This is a genomic window from Paraburkholderia sp. J76, assembly GCF_905220295.1.
In the GTDB taxonomy this organism is placed as follows: Bacteria; Pseudomonadota; Gammaproteobacteria; order Burkholderiales; family Burkholderiaceae; genus Paraburkholderia.
This window is the reverse complement of sequence record NZ_CAJMZJ010000022.1, coordinates 1-21219: the sequence shown is the minus strand read 5'-3', so window position 1 is coordinate 21219 and position 21219 is coordinate 1. Positions and strand designations below refer to the sequence as shown.

At 64.8% G+C, this 21219-nt stretch carries 16 protein-coding genes; 2 read left to right on the top strand and 14 right to left on the bottom strand.

Translation table 11 applies throughout. From position 1 onward, the window contains the following. Nucleotides 1-5: 5 nt before the first annotated feature. The 12 genes from murC to coq7 form a co-directional block, all read right to left on the bottom strand. Nucleotides 6-1400 carry a UDP-N-acetylmuramate--L-alanine ligase gene (murC, locus tag U5768_RS29875; protein ID WP_322033925.1) on the bottom strand — a complete coding sequence of 465 codons (1395 nt, stop codon included), beginning with the start codon at nt 1398-1400 and terminating at the stop codon, nt 6-8. Next, nucleotides 1397-2500: an undecaprenyldiphospho-muramoylpentapeptide beta-N-acetylglucosaminyltransferase gene (murG, locus tag U5768_RS29870; protein ID WP_322033924.1), complete on the bottom strand. Its 1104-nt coding sequence runs from the start codon at nt 2498-2500 to the stop codon at nt 1397-1399. The genes murC and murG overlap by 4 nt, the downstream gene beginning before the upstream one ends. Next, complete coding sequence (gene ftsW, locus U5768_RS29865) at nt 2497-3762, bottom strand: putative lipid II flippase FtsW (protein WP_322033923.1); 1266 nt, start codon at nt 3760-3762, stop codon at nt 2497-2499. The genes murG and ftsW overlap by 4 nt, the downstream gene beginning before the upstream one ends. Then, a complete protein-coding gene (gene murD / locus U5768_RS29860; RefSeq protein WP_322033922.1) occupies nt 3759-5276 on the bottom strand; it encodes a UDP-N-acetylmuramoyl-L-alanine--D-glutamate ligase in 1518 nt (505 codons plus the stop codon). The genes ftsW and murD overlap by 4 nt, the downstream gene beginning before the upstream one ends. Before the next feature lie 28 nt (nt 5277-5304). Further along, nucleotides 5305-6474, bottom strand: a complete 1170-nt coding sequence (gene mraY, locus U5768_RS29855; protein WP_322033921.1) for a phospho-N-acetylmuramoyl-pentapeptide-transferase — start codon at nt 6472-6474, stop codon at nt 5305-5307. A 20-nt stretch (nt 6475-6494) separates the two neighbouring features. Next, complete coding sequence (locus tag U5768_RS29850; protein ID WP_322033920.1) at nt 6495-7919, bottom strand: UDP-N-acetylmuramoyl-tripeptide--D-alanyl-D-alanine ligase; 1425 nt, start codon at nt 7917-7919, stop codon at nt 6495-6497. Continuing rightward, nucleotides 7916-9466 (bottom strand): UDP-N-acetylmuramoyl-L-alanyl-D-glutamate--2,6-diaminopimelate ligase, encoded by a 1551-nt coding sequence (locus U5768_RS29845; protein WP_322033919.1) that lies wholly within the window; start codon nt 9464-9466, stop codon nt 7916-7918. The genes U5768_RS29850 and U5768_RS29845 overlap by 4 nt, the downstream gene beginning before the upstream one ends. Then, nucleotides 9463-11355 (bottom strand): penicillin-binding protein 2, encoded by a 1893-nt coding sequence (locus U5768_RS29840; RefSeq protein WP_322033918.1) that lies wholly within the window; start codon nt 11353-11355, stop codon nt 9463-9465. The genes U5768_RS29845 and U5768_RS29840 overlap by 4 nt, the downstream gene beginning before the upstream one ends. Continuing rightward, the gene (gene ftsL / locus U5768_RS29835) at nt 11352-11708 is read right to left on the bottom strand and encodes a cell division protein FtsL (RefSeq protein WP_322033917.1); all 357 of its coding nucleotides are present in this window, start codon (nt 11706-11708) and stop codon (nt 11352-11354) included. Before ftsL ends, U5768_RS29840 begins: the two co-directional genes overlap by 4 nt. Next, complete coding sequence (gene rsmH, locus U5768_RS29830; protein ID WP_322033916.1) at nt 11705-12646, bottom strand: 16S rRNA (cytosine(1402)-N(4))-methyltransferase RsmH; 942 nt, start codon at nt 12644-12646, stop codon at nt 11705-11707. The genes ftsL and rsmH overlap by 4 nt, the downstream gene beginning before the upstream one ends. Before the next feature lie 28 nt (nt 12647-12674). Beyond that, on the bottom strand, nt 12675-13103 hold the full coding sequence (gene mraZ, locus U5768_RS29825) for a division/cell wall cluster transcriptional repressor MraZ (RefSeq protein WP_028207782.1): 429 nt from the start codon (nt 13101-13103) through the stop codon (nt 12675-12677). A gap of 397 nt (nt 13104-13500) precedes the next feature. Continuing rightward, nucleotides 13501-14163, bottom strand: a complete 663-nt coding sequence (coq7, locus tag U5768_RS29820) for a 2-polyprenyl-3-methyl-6-methoxy-1,4-benzoquinone monooxygenase (protein ID WP_322033915.1) — start codon at nt 14161-14163, stop codon at nt 13501-13503. Between the two features lie 339 nt (nt 14164-14502). Here coq7 and U5768_RS29815 point away from each other — a divergent pair, with 339 nt between their 5' ends. Next, nucleotides 14503-15678 carry a porin gene (locus tag U5768_RS29815; RefSeq protein ID WP_322033914.1) on the top strand — a complete coding sequence of 392 codons (1176 nt, stop codon included), beginning with the start codon at nt 14503-14505 and terminating at the stop codon, nt 15676-15678. Between the two features lie 156 nt (nt 15679-15834). Here the strand turns inward: U5768_RS29815 and U5768_RS29810 are convergent, their stop codons facing one another. After that, complete coding sequence (locus U5768_RS29810) at nt 15835-17508, bottom strand: long-chain fatty acid--CoA ligase (RefSeq protein ID WP_322033913.1); 1674 nt, start codon at nt 17506-17508, stop codon at nt 15835-15837. 147 nt (nt 17509-17655) lie between these two features. Next, complete coding sequence (locus U5768_RS29805; RefSeq protein WP_322033912.1) at nt 17656-19734, bottom strand: molybdopterin oxidoreductase family protein; 2079 nt, start codon at nt 19732-19734, stop codon at nt 17656-17658. A 178-nt stretch (nt 19735-19912) separates the two neighbouring features. On the opposite strand from U5768_RS29805, the gene U5768_RS29800 reads away from it, so the two are divergent. Beyond that, the gene (locus tag U5768_RS29800) at nt 19913-21106 is read left to right on the top strand and encodes a M20 aminoacylase family protein (RefSeq protein WP_322033970.1); all 1194 of its coding nucleotides are present in this window, start codon (nt 19913-19915) and stop codon (nt 21104-21106) included. The last annotated feature ends 113 nt before the right edge of the window (nt 21107-21219 follow it).

The following is a 21219-nucleotide window of genomic DNA, read 5'->3' as shown; positions in this document are numbered from 1 at the left end:
GTCACTCACGCCTTCTGTTCCTGTTGTGCGATTCGGCCCGGCACGCCGCCGATCGAACCCGCGCCCATCGTAATCACCACGTCGCCGTCGCGCACCACTGCCGCGAGCGCTTCCGGCACTTCGTCCACCGTCTCGACGAACACCGGCTCGACCTTGCCCGCCACGCGAATCGCGCGCGCGAGCGCGCGGCCATCGGCTGCGACGATCGGCGCTTCGCCGGCCGCATAGACATCGGTCAGCACGAGCGCATCGACGGTCGAGAGCACGCGCACGAAGTCCTCGAAGCAGTCGCGCGTGCGCGTGTAGCGGTGCGGCTGAAACGCGAGCACGAGGCGGCGTTCGGGAAACGCACCGCGCGCCGCGGCAATCGTCGCGGCCATTTCCACCGGGTGATGGCCGTAGTCGTCGATCAACGTCCAGGCGCCGCCGCCGTTGACGGGAATCTCGCCGTAGCGCTGAAAACGACGGCCCACGCCGTTGAATTCCGCGAGCGCGCGTTGAATGTCGGCGTCCTTCACTTCGAGTTCGGTCGCGATCGCAATCGCGGCGAGCGCGTTCTGCACGTTGTGCGTGCCCGGCAGGTTCAGCACGATGTCGAGCGACGGCGCGTCCTCGCGCATCACCGTGAAGTACATCTTGCCGTCGCGCGCGATCACGTTCACCGCGCGCACCTGCGCGTCGGACGCGAAGCCGTAACGGATGATCGGCTTCGAGACGAACGGCAGAATCTCCTTCACGTTCGGGTCGTCCACGCACAGCACCGCAATGCCATAGAACGGCAGGCGATGCGTGAATTCGATGAACGCCTGCTTCAGGCGCGCGAAATCGTGCCCGTAGGTGTCCATATGATCGGCGTCGATGTTCGTGATGACTTCGATCACCGGGAAGAGATTGAGAAACGAGGCGTCGGATTCATCGGCTTCCGCCACGATGAAGTCGCCCGTGCCAAGGCGCGCGTTCGCGCCCGCGCTGATCAGACGTCCGCCGATCACGAAAGTCGGATCGAGGCCGCCCGCCGCCAGCACGCTCGCCACGAGCGAAGTCGTGGTGGTCTTGCCGTGCGTGCCCGCGATCGCGATGCCCTGCTTCAGCCGCATCAGTTCCGCAAGCATGACGGCGCGCGGCACGATGGGAATGCGACGATGGCGCGCCGCCAGCACTTCGGGGTTGTCGCTGCGCACCGCGGTCGAAACGACCACGGCGTTCGCGCCTTCGATGTTCCCTTCGGCATGGCCGATCGCGATGCGCGCGCCGAGCGCGGCGAGTCGATCGGTGACGCCGTTCTTCGCGAGGTCCGAGCCGCTTACCTGATAGCCGAGATTGACGAGCACTTCGGCGATGCCACTCATGCCCGCGCCGCCGATGCCGACGAAATGGATGTGTTTGACGATGTGTTTCATTGCTTTCCTCCCGCTACTACGCCCGCCACGGCCGCGCAGATGCGCGCGACCTGATCGGCGGCGTCGGGTTTCGCGAGCGCGCGGGCGCGCCCGGCCATTTCCGCCAGCGATGTTCTGGTCTGATGCCGCAACCAGTCGGCGAGTCCTTCCGCCGTCAGGTCGCGCTGTTGCACCACGAGCGCTGCGTCCTTGTCGGCAAGGAACGCGGCGTTGGTGGTCTGGTGGTCGTCCACGGCGTAGGGAAACGGCACGAAGCATGCCGCCACGCCCACGGCCGCGATCTCGGCCACCGTCATTGCGCCCGAACGGCAGATCACGAGATCCGCGTTCCGGTAGGCGCTCGCCATGTCGTCGATGAACGGCACGAGCTGCACCGTGTCATTGAGTTCGAGTCCGGCGTCGAGATAGTTTTGACGCAAGGCGTCGATGTGCTTCGCGCCCGCCTGATGCACGACGTGCGGACGCTCCTGCGGCGCGAGCAGCGACAGTGCGCGCGGCACCACTTCGTTGAGCGCCGTGGCGCCGAGACTGCCGCCTACCACGAGCACGCGCAGCGGACCGCTGCGCGCCGCGTAGCGCGCGGCCGGCGCGTCGACGTGTTCGAGCGCTTCGCGGATCGGGTTGCCGGTCCACTCGGCGTTCGGCAGCGCGCCCGGAAACGCCACGAGCACGCGGCGGGCCAGCTTCGCGAGCACCTTGTTCGCGAGACCGGCAATCGAATTCTGTTCGTGCAGCACGAGCGGACGGCCCGAAAGCGCGCTCATCACGCCCGCCGGGAACGTGATGTAGCCGCCCATGCCGAGCACGACATCCGGCTTCACGCGGCGCAGCGCCGCGAGGCTCTGCGTGCACGCGCGCAGCAGGTTCAGCGGCAGCATCAGCTTGGTCTTGATGCCCTTGCCACGCACGCCGCCAAAGCGCACGTACTCCATCGCGATGCCGTGCTTCGGTACAAGCGTCGCTTCCATGCCCGCGGGATTGCCGAGCCACACCACGCGCCACCCCCACTGCTCCATGCGATGCGCGACGGCGAGCCCCGGGAACACGTGTCCCCCGGTGCCGCCGGCCATCACCATGAGCGTGCGCGTTGCTGCGGTCATACCTTGCCTCCGCGCATCAAAACCCGGTTCTCGTAATCGACACGCAACAGCAACGCCACCGCGACGCAGTTCAGCAGAATGCCCGAGCCGCCGTAGCTCACGAGCGGCAGCGTGAGGCCCTTGGTCGGCAACAGCCCCAGGTTCACGCCCATGTTGATGAAGGCCTGCGCGCCGAACCACACGCCCAGACCCTTGGCGACGAGGCCCGCGAACGTGCGGTCGAGCGCGAGCGCCTGTCGGCCGATCTCGAACGCGCGGCGCACGATCCAGTAGAACAGCAGGATCACGACGAGCACGCCGACGAAACCCAGTTCCTCGCCGATCACGGCAAGGATGAAGTCGGTGTGCGCTTCCGGCAGATAGTTGAGCTTCTCGACGCTGCCGCCGAGACCCACGCCGAACCACTCGCCGCGGCCGAACGCAATGAGCGAGTGCGTGAGCTGGTACGCCTTGCCTTGCGCGTAGCGGTCGTCCCACGGATCGAGATACGCGAAGATCCGCTCGCGGCGCCACGGCGACGCCCATACGAGCAGCGTGAAAGTGCCCACGGCCGTGGCCACGAGTCCGCCGAACAGCTTGCCGTTCACGCCGCCGAGGAACAGCACGCCCATGGCGATCGCGGCGATCACCATGAATGCGCCCATGTCAGGCTCGAGCAGCAGCAGCGCGCCGACCACGCCCACGGCAAACGCCATCGGCAGGAAGCCTTTCGCGAAGCTGTGCATGTATTCCTGCTTGCGCACCGTGTAGTTCGCCGCGTAGATCGTCACGGCGAGCTTCATGATTTCCGACGGCTGCATGTTCGTAACGCCGAGCGGAATCCAGCGGCGCGCGCCGTTCACGCCCTTGCCGATATGCGGAATCAGCACGACCACGAGCATGGCGAGCGCGATAAGAAAGAACTTCGGCGCGTAGCGGTCCCACGTGGAAACGGGAATGCGGAACGCGATGAGCGCCGCGACCGTGGCGATCACGAGCGAGACGATGTGGCGCACGAGAAACGCCCAGTCGCGGTACGACGCGTACTTGGGCGAATCGGGCATGGCGATCGACGCCGAGTAGACCATGACCACGCCAAGGCCGAGCAGCGCGATCACGGCCCAAAGCAGCGAATGATCGTAGTCGAGCATGCGCGAGCGGCCTGGACGCACGCCGTTGACGACGCTCGCCAGACCGCCCGAGCGCGCGCCGCCGCCCGACGAAGCGCCGGCCTGGCCATCTTCGCGCGAAAGGCGCGCACCGAATCGCTCGGACCAGCTCATATCATCGTCCCCCGTTCTGCGGCGATTTCTTTCACCGTGTCGTGGAACACGGCCGCGCGATGGGCGTAGTTGCGGAACATGTCGAGGCTCGCGCACGCAGGCGAGAGCAGCACGACGTCGCCGGGTTGCGCGAGCGCCGTCGCCGCGCGCGTGGCTTCTTCGAGCGTCGCGTGGTCGCTCATGGCGATGCCCGTTTCTTCGAGCACCGCGCGGATTTTCGGGGCGTCGCGGCCGATCAGCATCACGGCGCGGCACCAGCGCGTAACCGGCGCTACGAGCGGATCGAAGTCCTGGCCCTTGCCGTCGCCGCCGGCGATCAGCACCGCGCGCTGCGCGAGGCCGTCGAGCGCCGCGACCGTCGCGCCGACGTTCGTGCCCTTGCTGTCGTCCACGTAGTCGATGCCGTCGATCGACGCGATCAGCTCCACGCGATGCGGTTCGCCGCGATATTCGCGCAGACCGTGCAGCAGCGGCGCGGGCGCGAGGTCGATCGCGCGCGTGAGCGCGAACGCCGCGAGCGCATTGGCTGCGTTATGCAGACCGCGAATGCGCAGCGCGTCGGCGGGCATGAGGCGTTTCATGCCGAGATTCACGGGCGCGGCTTCCTGCTGCTTGCGGCGGCGCGGGGAGACAGGCACATCGGCTGGGTCGAGATCATGCGCCTGCACGAGCCATTGCATGCCGTTCTCGCGCAGCAGGCCCAGGTCGCCGTCGTTCTCAGGCTCGTTCAGGCCGAAGGTCACGACCTTCGCGTCGCCGCTCGCCTTCACGGTCGCGAGCGACATCACGCGCGCGTCGTCGCGGTTGAGCACGCGCGTCGTGCGCGGCCCGAAGATGCGGCCTTTCGCGGCTGCATAGGCGTCGAGGCCGCCGTGCCAGTCGAGGTGATCCTGCGTGATGTTGAGGACAGCCGCTGCGTCCGGCTCGAACGTATGCGCCGTCTCAAGCTGGAAGCTCGACAGTTCGAGCACCCAGACGTCGGGCAGCGCGGTGTTGTCGATGGCTTCGGCGAGTGTGTCGAGCATGGCCGGGCTGATGTTGCCCGCTACCGCCACGCGCTTGCCCGCGCGCTCGCAGAGCATGCCTGTGAGGCTCGTCGTCGTAGTCTTGCCGTTCGTTCCGGTGATCGCGAGCACCTTCGGTGCGTAGCCGCTCTCGCCGAGGTGGCGCAGCGCCTGCGCGAAGAGTTCGAGTTCGCCCCAGACTTCGATGCCTGGTTCGCGCGCGGCGGCGATCAGCGGCACGAGGTCTTCGGCGAGCGGCGAGAGACCCGGGCTGATCGCCACGAGTTCCACGCCATCGAGCAGCGCCGTCGTGAACGCACCGCCCACGAAATCGGCTTCGATGCCGCGCGCGGCGAGTTCGGGCAAGTTCGGCGGCGCTTCGCGCGTGTCGGCAATGCGCAGGCGGCAACCATGCCGCGCGCACCAGCGCGCCATCGCGAGACCCGATTCCCCGAGTCCCAGCACGAGCACCATCGGCTTTTGCCGATCCCGAAACTTCTCGCCAAACATCGCTTGCTTCCCTTGCTTTCTTAAAGGCTCAACGCAGCTTGAGCGTGGACAAACCGATCAGACACAGCATCAACGTGATCACCCAGAAACGCACGACAACCTGCGTCTCTTTCCAGCCAGACAGCTCGAAATGGTGATGCAGCGGCGCCATCTTGAAGATGCGGCGCCCTTCGCCGTAACGCTTCTTCGTGTACTTGAACCACGTGACCTGAAGCATCACGGAGAGCGTCTCCGCGACGAAGATGCCGCCCATGATGAAGAGCACGATTTCCTGACGCACGATCACCGCAATGGTCCCGAGCGCGCCGCCGAGCGCGAGCGCGCCAACGTCGCCCATGAACACCTGCGCCGGGTAGGTGTTGAACCAGAGGAACGCGAGTCCCGCCCCGCCCATCGCCGAACAGAAGATGAGCAGTTCGCCCGCGCCGGCAATGTGCGGAAAGAGCAGATACTTCGAGTAGACCGAGCTGCCCATCACATAGGCGAACACGCCAAGCGACGCGCCGACCAGCACGACGGGCATGATGACGAGACCGTCGAGGCCGTCGGTGAGGTTCACGGCGTTGCTCGCGCCGACGATCACGAAATACGTGAGCGCGATGAAACCCCACACGCCGAGCGGATAGCTGATCGACTTGAGAAACGGCAGCAGCAGGTCGGCGCGCGCGGGCAGGCCCATCGAAAGGCCGCTGCGCACCCACGCCATGAAGAGATCGAACACGCGCACGTTGCTCGCTTCAGAAACGCTGAACGCGAGGTAGACCGCGGCGAACAAGCCGATCACCGACTGCCAGAAGTACTTTTCGCGCGAAGACATGCCGCGCGGGTCCTTGTAGACGACCTTGCGATAGTCGTCGACCCAGCCGATCGCGCCGAAGCCGAACGTGACGAGCATCACGATCCAGATGAAGCGGTTCGTGAGGTCGCCCCACATCAAGGTCGCAACCGCGATGCCGAGCAGAATGAGCACGCCGCCCATGGTGGGCGTGCCGGACTTCACGAGGTGAGTTTGCGGGCCATCCGTACGCACGGCCTGGCCGACCTTCATCGCGGTGAGCTTGCGGATCACCCACGGGCCGAGAAAAAGCCCGATCGCCATCGCGGTGATGGTGGCCATCACCGCACGGAACGTCAGATAACTGAACACGCGCAAGAAGCTTGCGTCATTCTGCAGCCATTGCGCCAGCGCCAGTAGCATGCCTTGTATTCCTTAGTATTTCAGTGCGCGCCGGACCTGGCGTCCGGCGCAGGGTTTTGCGGATTCGTCAAAGCGGCCACCACACGCTCCATCTGCATGAAGCGCGAGCCTTTCACGAGAATCGTTGCGCCGGCGCCGTAACCGCCGCCAGCGAGCGAGCGCACGAGTTCGCCCACGTCGGCCGAATGCACGGCCTGCGCGCCGAACGCCGCCGCGCTGTCACGCGCCGCGTCGCCGAGCGTGTAGAGCGCGTCGATGCCACGCTCTTTCGCGTAAGCGCCCACCTCGCGGTGAAACGCGGGACCGTCGTCGCCGACTTCGCCCATGTCGCCCAGCACGAGCACGCGCGGCGATACGCGCGAAGCGAGCACGTCGATCGCCGCACGCACCGAATCGGGATTCGCGTTGTAGGTGTCGTCGATTACCGTTGCGCCCGCCAGCTCGCCAGCCGCCGCGCGCTTTACCTGCAAGCGGCCCTTCACCGGCTCGAACGCCTCCAGCCCGCGGCCGATCGCTTCGAGCGGGACGCCCGACGCAATCGCCGCCGCCGCGGCCGCGAGCGCGTTGTGTGCGTTGTGCGCGCCCAGCACCTTCAACTCGACTTCGAGATGGCCTTCCGGCGTCGCGATCGCGAGACGGTTGCCGCCCAGCGCGCTGACGAGCTTGCCGGTGACCGCCGCTTCGACGGCACTCGTCTGCGTGTGCAGCGCGAAGTCGAGAATGCGCGAACCCGTTGCCGCCACGCGCCAGATGCTCGCGTAGGCATCGTCGGCGGGAAACACGGCGACGCCCGTGGGCTTGAGCGCATGAATCACGCTCGCATGCTCGAGTGCTACCGCTTCCACCGTCGCCATGAATTCCTGGTGCTCGCGCTGCGCGTTGTTCACCACCGCGACTGTCGGCTCGGCGAACTTCGCGAGCAGGTCGGTCTCGCCCGGGTGATTCATGCCCAGTTCGACCACGGCCAGCCGATGAGCGCTGCTCAAACGCAGCAACGTTAACGGCACGCCGATGTCGTTATTGAGGTTTCCGGTCGTCGCGAGACGCAAATTTTCACCAACGGCCGCCGCGAAGATCGACGCGATCATTTCCTTGACCGTGGTCTTGCCGTTGCTGCCTGTCACGGCGACGAGCGGCATGGAGAAGCGGCGGCGCCAGCCGAGCGCGAGCGCGCCGAGCGCCTTGCGCGTGTCGTCCACGCGCAGCGCGGGAATGCGCCAGTCGCCGGGGCTGCGCGAAACGAGCGCCGCGCTCACGTGACGGTTCGCGACTTCGCCGAGAAAGTCGTGCGCATCGAAGCGGTCGCCCTTGAGCGCGACGAAGAGATCGCCCGGGCCCGTCGTGCGGCTGTCGGTCGAAATGCGCTCGAACGTTGCGTTCTCGTCGCCGAGTACGCTCGCGCCGGGAATCAGCGCCGCGGCTTCGCGCAGGGAAAGCATCGTCATTCACCACCTCCGCGCCCGTGCGTGGCACGCGCGGCGAGAGCAAGCCGCGCGTGGTCCTGATCGGAGAACGCGCGCTTTTTGCCCATGATTTCCTGGGTCGCCTCGTGGCCCTTGCCGGCCAGCACGACGACGTCTTCGCGCGCCGCGCCGCGCACCGCTTGCAGGATTGCGCTCGCGCGGTCCTCGATGCGGCGCGCCTTCGCGGGCTCGCGCATGCCTTGTGCGATCTGGTCGATGATCGCGGCGGGCGCTTCGCTGCGCGGGTTATCGCTCGTCACGACGACCTGATCGGCGAGCCGTTCGGCAATTGCGCCCATCAGCGGGCGCTTGGTTGCGTCGCGATCGCCGCCGCAGCCGAACATGCAGACGAGCTGGCCGCCGCGTGCGGCCGCCATCGGGCGCAGCGCTTCGAGTGTTTTTTCGAGCGCGTCCGGTGTGTGCGCGTAATCGATCACGACAAGCGGCTCGTCGTGATCGGCCCGGCCGCCAAGACGCTCCATGCGGCCGTTCACCGGCTGCAGCTTCGAAATCTCGTTGAGCGCCGCGACGAGCGGCACGTTCGCCGCAAGCAGCGCGCCGAGCACGCCGAGCAGATTGCTCACGTTGAAGAGGCCAAGAACATGCACTTCGACCTGCGCCTCGCCCCAGTCCGACGTTTCCAGATGGAACGCCGTGCCCGTGGCGGTGGCTCGCACGTCGTTCGCGCGCAGCCAGGCGTCGGCAACGGGTGCGTCGGCGGCAGGCGTCGCCACGCTATATGCGATCGTGCGCGCCTTGCAGCGCGTGGCGGCGATCAGGCGGCGGCCCGCTGCGTCGTCGGCGTTGATGATCGCGGCGCGCAGTCCCGGCCATGCGAACAGTCGCGCCTTCGCGGCTTCGTACGCCTCGAACGTGTGGTGATAATCGAGATGATCTTGCGTGAGATTCGTGAAGATGGCGATGTCGAACGACGTCCCGTTCACGCGGCCCTGATGCAGCGCATGCGAGGAGACTTCCATCGCGATCGCCTGTGCGCCTTCGGCGCGCAATTGCGCGACGCTGCGTTGCAATTGCGGCGCGTCGGGCGTGGTGAAGCCCGTGTGCACGAGCTGCCCCGGAAAACCGGTGCCCAGCGTGCCGACGATCGCGCACTTCTGGCCGATGGCCGTAAACGCCGAGGCGATCCATTGACTGCACGACGTCTTGCCGTTCGTACCCGTCACGCCGACCACGAGCATCGCATCGCTCGGATCGCCATACCAGCCGCTTGCGATTTCGCCCGCGAGCACGTCGAGCTGCGGCACGGCGAGCGCGCCCGCCGCGTCGAGCGTTTCGCCCGTGTAGCCCTCCGGCTGATACAGCACGGCGGCGGCGCCACGCTCGATGGCGTTGGCAATATGCGGGCGGTTATCCGCGCCCTCGACGGCGTAAGCGAGAAACACGTCGCCCGGCTTGAGCGAGCGCGTGTCGGCGTGCAGATCGGCTGTGGGCGCGACGTGCGCGCGCAGCCATGCGAGCGCGTCCGCGATCTGCCGGTGCGCGGGATGCTGGGTGCGCGTGGCGCTCATCGGACGACTCCGGGTCGATTTTTCGCGTTGTCCGCGACGGTCATGTGATGCGCGGCGGCGGCATTTTTCGCTGCGCTCGCGTTCGCCACGCGTTTCACAGGCGTAGCCGGCGCATTCGCGGCAGCCGGTGTGGAAGCGGCGGCGCTATTGTCCTCGACGACGAGTTGCTTCACCGGCATATCCGGCGGCACATTGAGCGAGCGCAGCGTATCGCCGACGATGCCCGAGAAAACCGGACCCGACACCGCGCCGCCGAAGTGGCTGCCGGCGGTCGGTTCGTCGACCGTGACGGCCACGACGATGCGCGGATTCGGCATCGGCGCCATGCCGACGAACGATGCGCGGTACTTCGAGTGATCGTAGCCGTGCGGGCCGTGCTTGTACGCCGTACCGGACTTGCCGCCCACGCGGTAGCCGGGCACGGCGGCGTCGGGCGACGTGCCGTCCTTCGACACCACGCTCTCCAGCATCGTGCGCACTTCGCGCGCCGTGGTCGGCGCGAAGACCTGCGTGCCCTGCACCGGCTGCGTGTCGCCCGGGTGGCGGAAAATCGTGACGGGCAGGATCTGGCCGTCGTGCGCGATGGCCGTGTACGCGCGCGCGAGCTGGAACAGCGAAACGGAGAGGCCGTAGCCGTAGGACATCGTCGCCTGCTCGATGCGGCGCCAGCTTTTCCACGGACGCAGACGGCCCGCCGCCGCGCCGGGGAACCCGACCTTCGGCGCCTGACCGAGACCGATGCTGGTGTACATGTCCCACATTTCTTCGGGCCGGAGCGTCATGGCGATCTTGGTCGCGCCGATGTTGCTCGACTTCTGGATCACGCCGCCGACGGTGAGCACGCCGAAGCCGGCGTCGTCGGTGATCGTCGCGCCGTCGAGCGTGAAGTGCCCCGCACCCGTATCCACCAGTGTAGACGGCGACACGCGATGCAGATCCAGCGCGAGCGAGATCGTGAACGGCTTCATGATCGAGCCCGGCTCGAACACGTCGGTGAGAATGCGGTTGCGCAACTGCTCGCCCGTGAGGTGCGAGCGGTCGTTCGGGTTGTAGGTCGGATAATTCACGAGCGCGAGCACTTCGCCCGTGCGCACGTCCACCACCATCGCCGCGCCGGCCTTGGCCCTGAACTTCTCCACGGCGGCCTTGAGGTTCGAATACGCGATGTATTGAATCTTGCTGTCGATCGACAGTTCGACGTCCTGGCCATCGTGGGGCACGACCGTTTCGTCGACGTCCTCGACGATATGCCCCATGCGGTCCTTGATGACGTGGCGAATGCCGGGCACGCCCGCGAGCACCTTCTGGTCGGACAGCTCGACGCCTTCCTGACCTTCGTCCTCGACGTTGGTGAAGCCGATCAAGTGCGCGGTGACGTCGCCTTCCGGATAGAAGCGCTTGTACTCGTTGCGCTGATAAATGCCGGGGATGTCGAGCGCCGTCACCTTCTGCGCGATGTCGAGCGGCACCTGGCGCTTCACGTAGACAAACGGCTTGTCTTCGGAGAGCTTCGCGCGCAGCTCTTTCGTATTCATGCCGAGCAGCGCACCGAGCTGGTTGAGCTTGTCGGCGCCGAGATCGTCGGGCACGGCTTCGGGAATCGCCCAGATCGCGCGCACGGGCAGGCTCGTGGCGAGCACGAGCCCGTTGCGGTCGAGAATCTTGCCGCGCGTGGCCGGCAGCTCGATGGTGCGCTGATAGCGGCTTTCGCCCTGCTTCTGATAGAACGCGTTGCCTGGACCCTGAATCCAGAACGCGCGCGCGGCAAGCGCGACGAACGCCATGAATAGCAGGAACACGACGAGCTTCGAGCGCCACATCGGCAGGCGCACGGAGAGAATGGGGTTGGCGCTGAAGGCAACGCTCTTGCGGCGATTGTCCTTTTTCATCGCACGCCTCCGCGCCGGGCAGGCGGGGTCGCGGCGCCCTGCGGGAGCGCCGAGGTCGGCACGGGAGCGTCGACGGCGGTTGCGCTGCCGGGCGCGAGCGTCAGATATTGCGTGCGTCCGGTCGTGACGGGCTGCATCTTGAGCGAGTCGGTGGCGATCTGTTCGATGCGCGACGTTCTCGACAGCGCGCTCTGCTGATATTGAAGCTGTGCGTAGTCCTGCTGAAGCTGATGCTCCTGCGACTGCGCGCGTTGCAACTGGATGAAGATCTGGCGCTGCTGATTGGTGGCGTTCACGACGGAAAGCGCACACCCCATCACGACGATCAGCAGGAAGATGTTCAGACGATTCATGGCGTGACGCGCTCCGCGGTGCGCATCACGGCCGAGCGGGCGCGCGGGTTCGCGGCGACTTCCTCGTCGCTCGCGAACACGCGGCCGAGCAGCTTGAGCGGCGGGCTCGGGAGGTCGACGGCGCGGATCGGCAAGCGGCGGTCCACCGCCGGCGCGCTGGCGTGCGCCTGCATGAACCGCTTGACGATCCGGTCTTCGAGCGAATGAAAGCTGATGACCACCAGCCGCCCCCCCTGTTCCAGCAACGACAATGCTGCTTCTAGAACGACCTGCAGCTCCGCAAGCTCTTGATTGACGTGAATCCGTATAGCTTGAAAGGTGCGGGTTGCCGGGTCCTTACCCTTCTCACGGGTTTTGACGACGTTAGCCACGATTTGGGCAAGCTCGCCCGTGCTGTCGAGAGGCCCGAGACGGTCGGACTCTGCCCGGCGAGCAACAAGCGCCTTTGCAATCTGAAAAGCAAACCGTTCTTCCCCATAATCCCGAATTACCTCCGTCAGTTCCTGCACCGTGGCCCGAGCGAGCCAGTCAGCGGCGGACTCGCCGCGCGTCGGGTCCATCCGCATGTCGAGCGGACCATCCGCGCGGAAACTGAAACCGCGCTGCGGATCGTCGAACTGCGGCGACGACACGCCAAGGTCCAGCAACACTCCCGACACACGCCCTACCCCGCGCGACGCGAGCTCGTCGCGCAGCGAAGCAAAACTCTCATGCACGATGGAAAACCGCGCGTCGCCCACCTGTTCGGCAGTGGCGATCGCGAGCGGATCCTTGTCGAACGCGATCAGACGCCCGGCATCTCCCAGACGCCCGAGGATCGCGCGACTGTGCCCGCCGCGGCCGAACGTGCCGTCCACATAGACGCCGTCCGCGCGCGTGATCAGCGCGTTGACCGCTTCGTCTAGCAGCACCGTGCGATGCTGCAGTCCCTGTCCCATCGCAGATGCCATAGCTTTTTAACCGCGATCAGAACGTGAAATTTTTCAGGGCGTCGGGCATGCCCTGAGCCATCGCCGCCTGTTCCTTGGCGGCGTAGGTCTGTGCATCCCACAACTCAAAATGACTACCCATGCCGAGCAGCATGACTTCCTTTTCCATTCCTGCCGCCAGACGCAATTCAGGTGAGACGAGCACGCGGCCGGCACTGTCGACATCGACGTCGGACGCATTGCCGAGAAAAATGCGGCGCCACCAGTGCGCATCCATTGGCAAGGCGGCGACCTTCGAGCGGAACACTTCCCATTCGGGGCGCGGAAATAGCAACAGGCAGCCGTCCGGGTGCTTGGTGATCGTCACCCGGCCTTCTGCCTGTTGTTGCAGCGCTTCACGATAGCGAGACGGAATCGACATCCGTCCTTTCGCATCGAGTGTCAGCGCCGACGCCCCCTGGAACAATTTGCTCCCCCTAATGCGGCGCTTTTCGCCGCCCGCCTGAAATCCCGGAAAATCTACCTGAATACGCGCCTGAAATCACACAAAAATACACTTTCTCACACTGTCTCCCACTTTAGAGGAACGCCCAACGAGGGTCAAGGGAGACCGGACGTTTTTTGACGAAATTTATCCGCTAGAACAAGGACTTAGCGGCACTTGTTGAAGTCGGGAGAAAAGCCAAAAACCGTTATGAATGAAAGAACTAACGCAGGTTGTGAAGGTGATACGTGAAAAGCGCGGCGATAAACGGCCTATGGCGGGGATCGAGCGGGGGCTTGAGGGGATTAAAACCGGGGCTGAAAGCTCTGAAAGATTAATACGGATTTGGGCCGACTGGGTTTGTCGGCCCCATGACTAACTAGATGTAGTAGGCGGTGCGCGTCATGACTTTCGAGGCAACTCGCATGAGCGAACGCACCGGTAACGGCAGTTCCACTCCACCCAGATCGGCAGCCGATTTCGCGTGCGAGATTTCATCGGCGCGCATCTGCTCGACGACCGCACGCGATTCGAGATCGGCGGGCGGCAGGCTGTCGAGATGGCTGTCGAGATGATGCTCGACCTGACGTTCGGTTTCGGCCATGAAGCCGAGGCTCACTTTGTCGCCCAGGCGCCCGGCGGCGAAGCCGATCGCGAGCGCGCCGGCGTACCAGAGCGGATTGAGCAGGCTCGGACGCGAGTCGAGCGCCTGAAGCCGGCGCGAGGTCCATGCAAGGTGATCCTCTTCTTCGCGCGCGGCCTGTTCGAAGGCGGCCTTGAGCGAGGGCGAGCGCGCCGAAATTTTCTGCGCCTGATACAGCGCCTGGGCACACACCTCGCCCACGTGATTCACGCGCATGAGCGCAGCGGCATGCGTGCGCTCGGCTGGCGTAAGTTCGCTGCCGGCCGGCACGGCATCGCCCTCGGGCGTCACTTCGATGGTAACGGGGGATGGCTGTGGCATCGGGCGCGTCATGCGCGATACGCCGGTGAGAGAGCGCAGGCCCCGGTCGAATTCGGTAATCAAGTCGTCTAGCGTCATCCACCCTCCCGTTTATTGCCACATCGTTGCCACATTGGCCACGTCACTGCATTGGCGAGCCGGATTTCTCGCTCGCCCGGACTGCCCTTTCACCTCTACACAAACTCACGGAGATCCGTCAATCCGGGGCAGCGCCGATAGCTAGCCGCATATTCTAGACCATGTTGTGTAAACGAAACAGGTACTTAGCGAGGCCCTGGCTTTTCCTTTGTGACTATTAACCCTTTTGTTACATTACATGCCAACTTCTCGCGAAGTTAGAAGGACAGGACCCACGCAAGATAAAAAACCGGTCCCGTTAAAAGACGCAAAAGATTCGCAAACACTGGAGATCATTCAATGAAGAAGTCGCTTCTCGCGCTGGCTGCGCTGGGCGCGTTCGCGGGCGTTGCTCACGCTCAGAGCAGCGTCACGCTGTACGGCATCATCGACGAAGGTTTCAACATCAATACGAATGCAGGTGGTCATCACCTGTACAACCTGTCGAGCGGCGTGATGCAAGGCAGCCGTTTCGGCCTGCGCGGCGCTGAGGACCTCGGCGGCGGCCTGAAGGCAGTCTTCGTGCTGGAAAACGGTTTTGACGTGAACACCGGCAAGCTCGGCCAGGGCGGCCTGATGTTCGGTCGTCAAGCCTATGTCGGCCTCTCCAGCGCACAAGCCGGCACGGTCACGCTGGGTCGTCAGTACGACTCCGTCGTCGACTACGTCGGTCCGCTCGAAGCCGGCGACCAGTGGGGCGGCTACATCGCGGCTCACCCGCAGGATCTGGACAACTTCAACAACGCCTACCGTACGAACAACACGGTCAAGTACACCAGCGCTAACTATGGTGGCCTGACGTTCGGCGGCACGTACAGCTTCGGCGGTCAGGCTGGCGACTTCACGCACAACCAGATCTGGTCGTTGGGCGCCGGCTATAACAACGGCCCCCTCGCCCTCGGCGTTGGTTACCTGAACGCACGTACGCCGAACGCCACCGGCGGTATCTTCAACAACGGCGGTTCGGTCTCGCCGCTGACGGCTGCGGGCAACCCGGTCTACGGTGGCTTCGCTTCGGCCAACACGTACCAGGTCATCGGTGCAGGCGGTGCGTACACGTTCGGCGCAGCAACGTTCGGCGTGACGTACTCGAACGTGAGCTTCCGCGACCTCGGCACGACGGCAACGTCGGGCTTCGCGCGCGGCACGAACGCCACGTTCAACAACGTCGAAGCGAACTTCAAGTACCAGTTCACGCCGGCTCTGCTGGCAGGCTTCGCATTCGACTACACGGACGGCAACAGCGTCACGCGTGCAGACGGTTCGAGCCAAAGCGGCGCGAAGTACTACCAGTACGCAGTCGGTACGGACTACTTCCTGTCCAAGCGTACGGACGTCTACCTGATCGGCGTGTATCAGCACGCTTCGGGCACCGATTCGACGGGCGACTCCGCCGTTGCATCGATCAACGGCCTGACGCCGTCGAGCACCAACAACGTGTTCACGGCTCGCGTCGGCATCCGTCACAAGTTCTAATAAGAACAGTCGCTGTAATCTCGAAGGCGCCTCCGGGCGCCTTTTTTCTTTGGCGCGACGCCTGGTTTCGCGACGGCTCGCGTAAAAAAACGGCCTGCCCCCGGTGGGCAGGCCGCTTCTCGTTTGCTACTTGCTCTTCGCTTCGTTCCTGCGCCTTCAGGCGCGGCCGTCGCGCAATTCGCGGCGCAGGATCTTGCCGACATTGCTCTTGGGCAGATCGTTGCGGAACTCGATGATCTTCGGCCGCTTGTAGCCGGTGAGCTGCGTCTTGCAGTACTCGAACACGTCGTTGTCGGTGAGCGCCGGATCCTTCCTGACGATATAGAGCTTCACCGCTTCGCCCGAGTTCTGGTCCGGAACGCCCACCGCCGCCACTTCGAACACGCCCGGCAGCTTCGCGACGACGTCCTCGACTTCGTTCGGGTAGACATTGAAGCCCGAGACCAGAATCATGTCCTTCTTGCGGTCGACGAGCTTGATGTAGCCGCGCTCATTGATGATGCCCACGTCGCCCGACTTGAAGTAGCCGTCCGGCGTCATGACCTTCGCCGTTTCTTCCGGACGCTGCCAGTAGCCCGCCATCACCTGCGGCCCGCGAATACAGATTTCACCGGCCTCGCCGATCGGCAGCTCGTTGCCGGCGTCGTCGCGAATCGAGATTTCGGTGGATGGCAGCGGCAGACCGATCGTGCCGGTGTATTCGGTCGCCGTGACCGGATTGCAGGTCACGCTGGGCGACGTTTCCGAGAGACCGTAGCCTTCGACGATCGGCGTATGCGTGCGCTCGTACCAGCGCCTGGCCACGGCTTCCTGCACTGCCATGCCGCCGCCGTTGGCAACGAGCAGGTGCGTGAAGTCCAGATTGCCGAATTCCGGATGGTTGAGCATCGCGTTGTAGAGGGTGTTGACCGCCGGGAAACACGTGATGGAGTAGCCGTGCAGCTCCTTGATCATGCCGCCGATATCGCGCGGGTTCGGAATCAGGATCGCGAGACCGCCCGTGCGCAGCGTCAGCAGCCCGCAAACGGTCAACGCGAATACGTGATAAAGCGGCAATGCCGCGACCGTCACCGGTTGCGCGCCGGACGGCAGTTTCTCGAGCGCGGGTTCGGTCCATGCCGCCGACTGCAGCACGTTGGCGACAAGATTGCCATGCAGCAGCGTCGCGCCCTTGGCCACACCCGTCGTGCCGCCCGTGTACTGGAGGAAGGCGACGTCCGCGGGCGTCTGCTCGACGCGCTTGAAGCCTTTGCGCGCGCCCTCGGCGAGCGCGTCGTTGAAGCGCACGTGGCCGGGCAGATTCCAGGCGGGCACCATCTTCTTCACGCGCCGCACGACGAAGTTGACGACGAAGCCCTTCGCGCCCAGGAGATCTCCCATCGCCGCGACCAGCACGTGCTTCACGCGCGTATTGGCGACGACGGCGCTCACGGTCCCGGCGAAATTCTCGAGGACGACAATCGCCTCAGCGCCGCTGTCCTTCAACTGGTGTTCGAGTTCGCGCGGCGTGTAGAGCGGATTCACGTTCACGACGACGTAGCCCGCGCGCAGCACCGCGGCGAGCGCCACGGGATACTGGAGCACGTTGGGCATCATGAGCGCGATGCGCGCGCCGCGTTCGATGCCGCGCGACTGGAACCACGCCGCCAGACGCTGCGAGAGTTGGTCCAGCTCACCGTAGGTGATCGTCTTGCCCATGCATGCAAAAGCAGGCTTTGCACGGAATTCGCCGAAGCTCTCCTCGAGCAGCGCAGTGACGGACGCGTAGCGGCTCGCGTCGATTTCAGCAGGAACGCCGGGCGGGTACGATTTCAGCCAGACTTTTTCCATGCAGCGTCTCCTCCTTGATTTTTCGAATGGTCGTGCTAAAAAATTGGATCGTAGCATGGCGACCCAACGTTTATGTCAGCAAATCAGCGGGTTAGAAAGGCCCCTCGAACGTATGCCCGGGCGCGCTCGCAGCGTCACGACGCGCTTTCAGGCGCGCTGCACCTCGACGAGGCAATCGTAGAAGGTTGCCGATCCGCCAAGATCGGTGAGCGCCTGGCTCGTCACTTCGTTGGCGTTACGGCCGTCCGGCGCAAGCTTCTTCCACCAGATCGACAGCCCCACTACGAGGCCGCGGCGTGCCCGGTCGGTCACGCGCGCCCGCGCGCGCATCGAGCCGCGGTCGTTGAACACGCGAACCTCGTCGCCGTCGGCAATTTCGCGCTGGGCGGCGTCGGCGGGATGGAGGTCCACGTGCGGCTCGCCTTCGGTCGCGCGCAAGCTTTCCACGTTCACGAAGGTGCTGTTCAGGAAGTTGCGCGCGGGCGGCGAGATCATCGCGAGCGGATAGCGCGCCGCAAGTTCGGGCGCGCCGTCCGCGGACTCATGCGGCGGCAAATAGTCGGGCAGCGGATCGAGCCCGGCCTTCGCGAGCAACTCGCTATGGAACTCGCACTTGCCCGTGGGCGTGCGAAAACCGCCGTTCGCGAACGGCGCATCGGGAATACACAGCTTCAGCCAGCCTTCGCGCTTGAGCGTCGCCCAGTCGGCGCCGCCGAGCGCGGGATCGCTCCAGTCGAATGCGCGGGCCGCCACGTCTTCGTCGCTTTCGAACAGCGCCGGCTCGGTGAGGCCCATCGCGCGCGCGATGCAACGGAAAATTTCGGTATTCGGCCGCGCCTCGCCGACGGGCGCGATGGCAGGCAGATTCGCCATGACGTACGTATGGCCGTAGGACTTGTGGACGTCGATGTGCTCGAGCTGGGTCGTGGCCGGCAGCAGGAGGTCGGCGTAATCGGCGGTATCGGTCTGGAACTGTTCGAGCACGATGGTAAAGAGGTCCTCGCGCGCAAAGCCGGCAGCGACTTTGGCCGACTCGGGCGCAACCGCAACCGGGTTCGAGTTGTAGACGACGATCGCTTCGACCTTCGGCCCGAATGCGGCGTCGCCAGCGTGCGTGAGCGCGTCGCCGATCTGGTTCATGTTGACGATGCGCGGTTGCTGCTGCGGCCAGCCAGGAATCAGATCCGGACGCTGAAGCGCGTTCGCATCGACTGGAGCCCAGCCCGACGACGACAGCAGCACGCCGCCCGCGCGCTCGCGCCACGCGCCGGTCAACGCGGGCAGGCAGGCGATGGCGCGCACGGCGTTGCCGCCGCCGCGCACGCGTTGCAAGCCGTAGTTCATGCGGATGGCCGCCTTGCGCGTCGAGGCATAGAGGCGCGCGAGATCGACGACGACCTGCTCCTCGATGCCGCAAATCCCAGCGACGCGCGCGGGCGTGTAGGCGAGCGAACGCGCCTTCAACGCGTCGAAGCCGTGGGTGTGGGCCGCGATGTAATCGTGGTCGAGCCGGTCCTCGGCGATCAGCACGTGCATCATGCCGAGCGCGAGCGCGCCGTCCGTGCCTGGCTTGAGCGCAATGTGCTGATGGCACTTCTCCGCCGTGAGCGAACGATACGGATCGATCGCGATCAGCTTCGCGCCGTTGCGCTTCGCTTCTTGCGCGCGGGTCCAGAAGTGCAGGTTCGATGCGATCGGGTTGGCGCCCCAGATCAGGATCACTTCGCTTTCCGCGAAATACTCCGTGAGCATGCCTAAACTCGAGCCGTACGTATAACGCAGACCGGCAGCGCCCGCAGCAGCGCAGATCGCGCGATCGAGACGCGACGCGCCGAGCTTGTGAAAGAAACGTTGGGCGATGCTTTCGCCCTGAACGAGTCCCATCGTGCCGGCATAGCTGTACGGCAGGATCGCTTCAGGCACGCGCCGGGCGATTTCGCCGAGACGCTCACCGGCGATGCGGCAGGCCTCGTCCCAGCTAATCGGCTCGAAACGCCCTTCCCCCTTGCGGCCGACGCGCTTCATCGGCTGCGTCAAACGCTTCGGGTGATGGACTCGCTCGGCATAGCGCGTCACCTTCGTGCAAAGCACGCCCTGCGTGGGCGGGTGATCGGGGTCGCCGCTCACCTTGATCGCCCGGCCGTTTTCGACGGTCACGCGCATTGCGCAGGTATCGGGACAATCGTGCGGACAAACCGCACGGGCAAATTCGGCTGGGGCGTTCATCGGAAATCCGTGGGTGAGGCATTCGGTCGTAGATGGATTTTATTATGTCCGGGCCGCGGGGCCCGTCCGCATCCTGTGGGTTGGCGCGAAAAAAAAGGTTCGGCGTAGAATGGTCCATCTAGACCCGGCCAATTTCGGAGACACAGGCCGGGCGCCCACTTCTCGAGCACTGTCCGCCATGAAACTGATTCCAGAAATCCAGGCCGCCCAAGGCGAAATTCAGGGCCTCCGACGAACGATCCACGCACATCCCGAACTGCGCTACGAAGAAACTCAGACCTCCGATCTCGTCGCAGCGAAACTCGCGGAATGGGGCATTGAAGTGCATCGCGGCATGGGCAAGACCGGCGTCGTCGGCGTGCTCAAGCGCGGCACGGGCAAGCGCATGGTCGGATTACGCGCCGACATGGACGCGCTACCGATCCAGGAACTCAACACGTTCGATCATCGCTCGCGCAACGAAGGCAAGATGCACGCGTGCGGGCACGACGGCCATACGGCGATGCTGCTTGGCGCGGCACAATATCTCGCGCGGCATGGCCAGTTCGACGGCACCATCGTGTTTATTTTCCAGCCCGCCGAAGAAGGCGGCGCCGGCGCGAAAGCCATGATTGACGACGGCCTCTTCAAGCAATTTCCTGTGGATGCCGTTTTCGGCGTTCACAACTGGCCCGGCATGCCGGCCGGCTATTTCGGCGTGACCGAAGGGCCGATCATGGCCTCAAGCAACGAATTTCGTATTGAAATCAAGGGTGTGGGTTCGCACGCCGCGTTGCCGCACAACGGGCGGGACCCCGTCTTTACGGCGGTGCAGATTGCAAACGGTTTGCAGAGCATCATCACGCGCAACAAGAAGCCGCTCGATACGGCCGTGCTCTCGATCACACAGATTCACGCCGGCGATGCGGTCAACGTGGTGCCGAACACGGCATGGATCGCGGGCACGGTGCGTACCTTCACAACGGAGACGCTGGATCTGATCGAGTCGCGGCTGCGCAAGATCGCCGAGAGCACGGCGCAAGCGTATGAGTGCTCGGTCGACATCAGCTTTCATCGCAACTATCCGCCGACGGTGAACAGCAGCGCGGAGACGCAGTTCGCGGCGGAGGTCATGCGGGAAGTGGTCGGCGCCGAGCACGTTGATGCAAACGTCGAGCCGACCATGGGCGCCGAGGACTTCTCGTTCATGCTGCTGGAGAAGCCGGGCTGCTACGCATTCCTTGGCAATGGCGAAGGCGGACATCGGGATGCGGGACACGGTGCTGGTCCGTGCATGCTGCACAACGCGAGTTATGACTTCAACGATCAGTTGTTGCCGGTGGGGTCGTCGTTTTGGGTGCACCTGGCGACGAAATTTTTGGCTCAGAAGTGAGTCGGTTCGACACCAACGCAAAAAAGCCGTCCATTGGACGGCTTTTTTGTTTCCAGCATCTGGCGTTGCACTCAATCGCCACGCACCCAAACGCCAGAACCCCGGCGCTCATT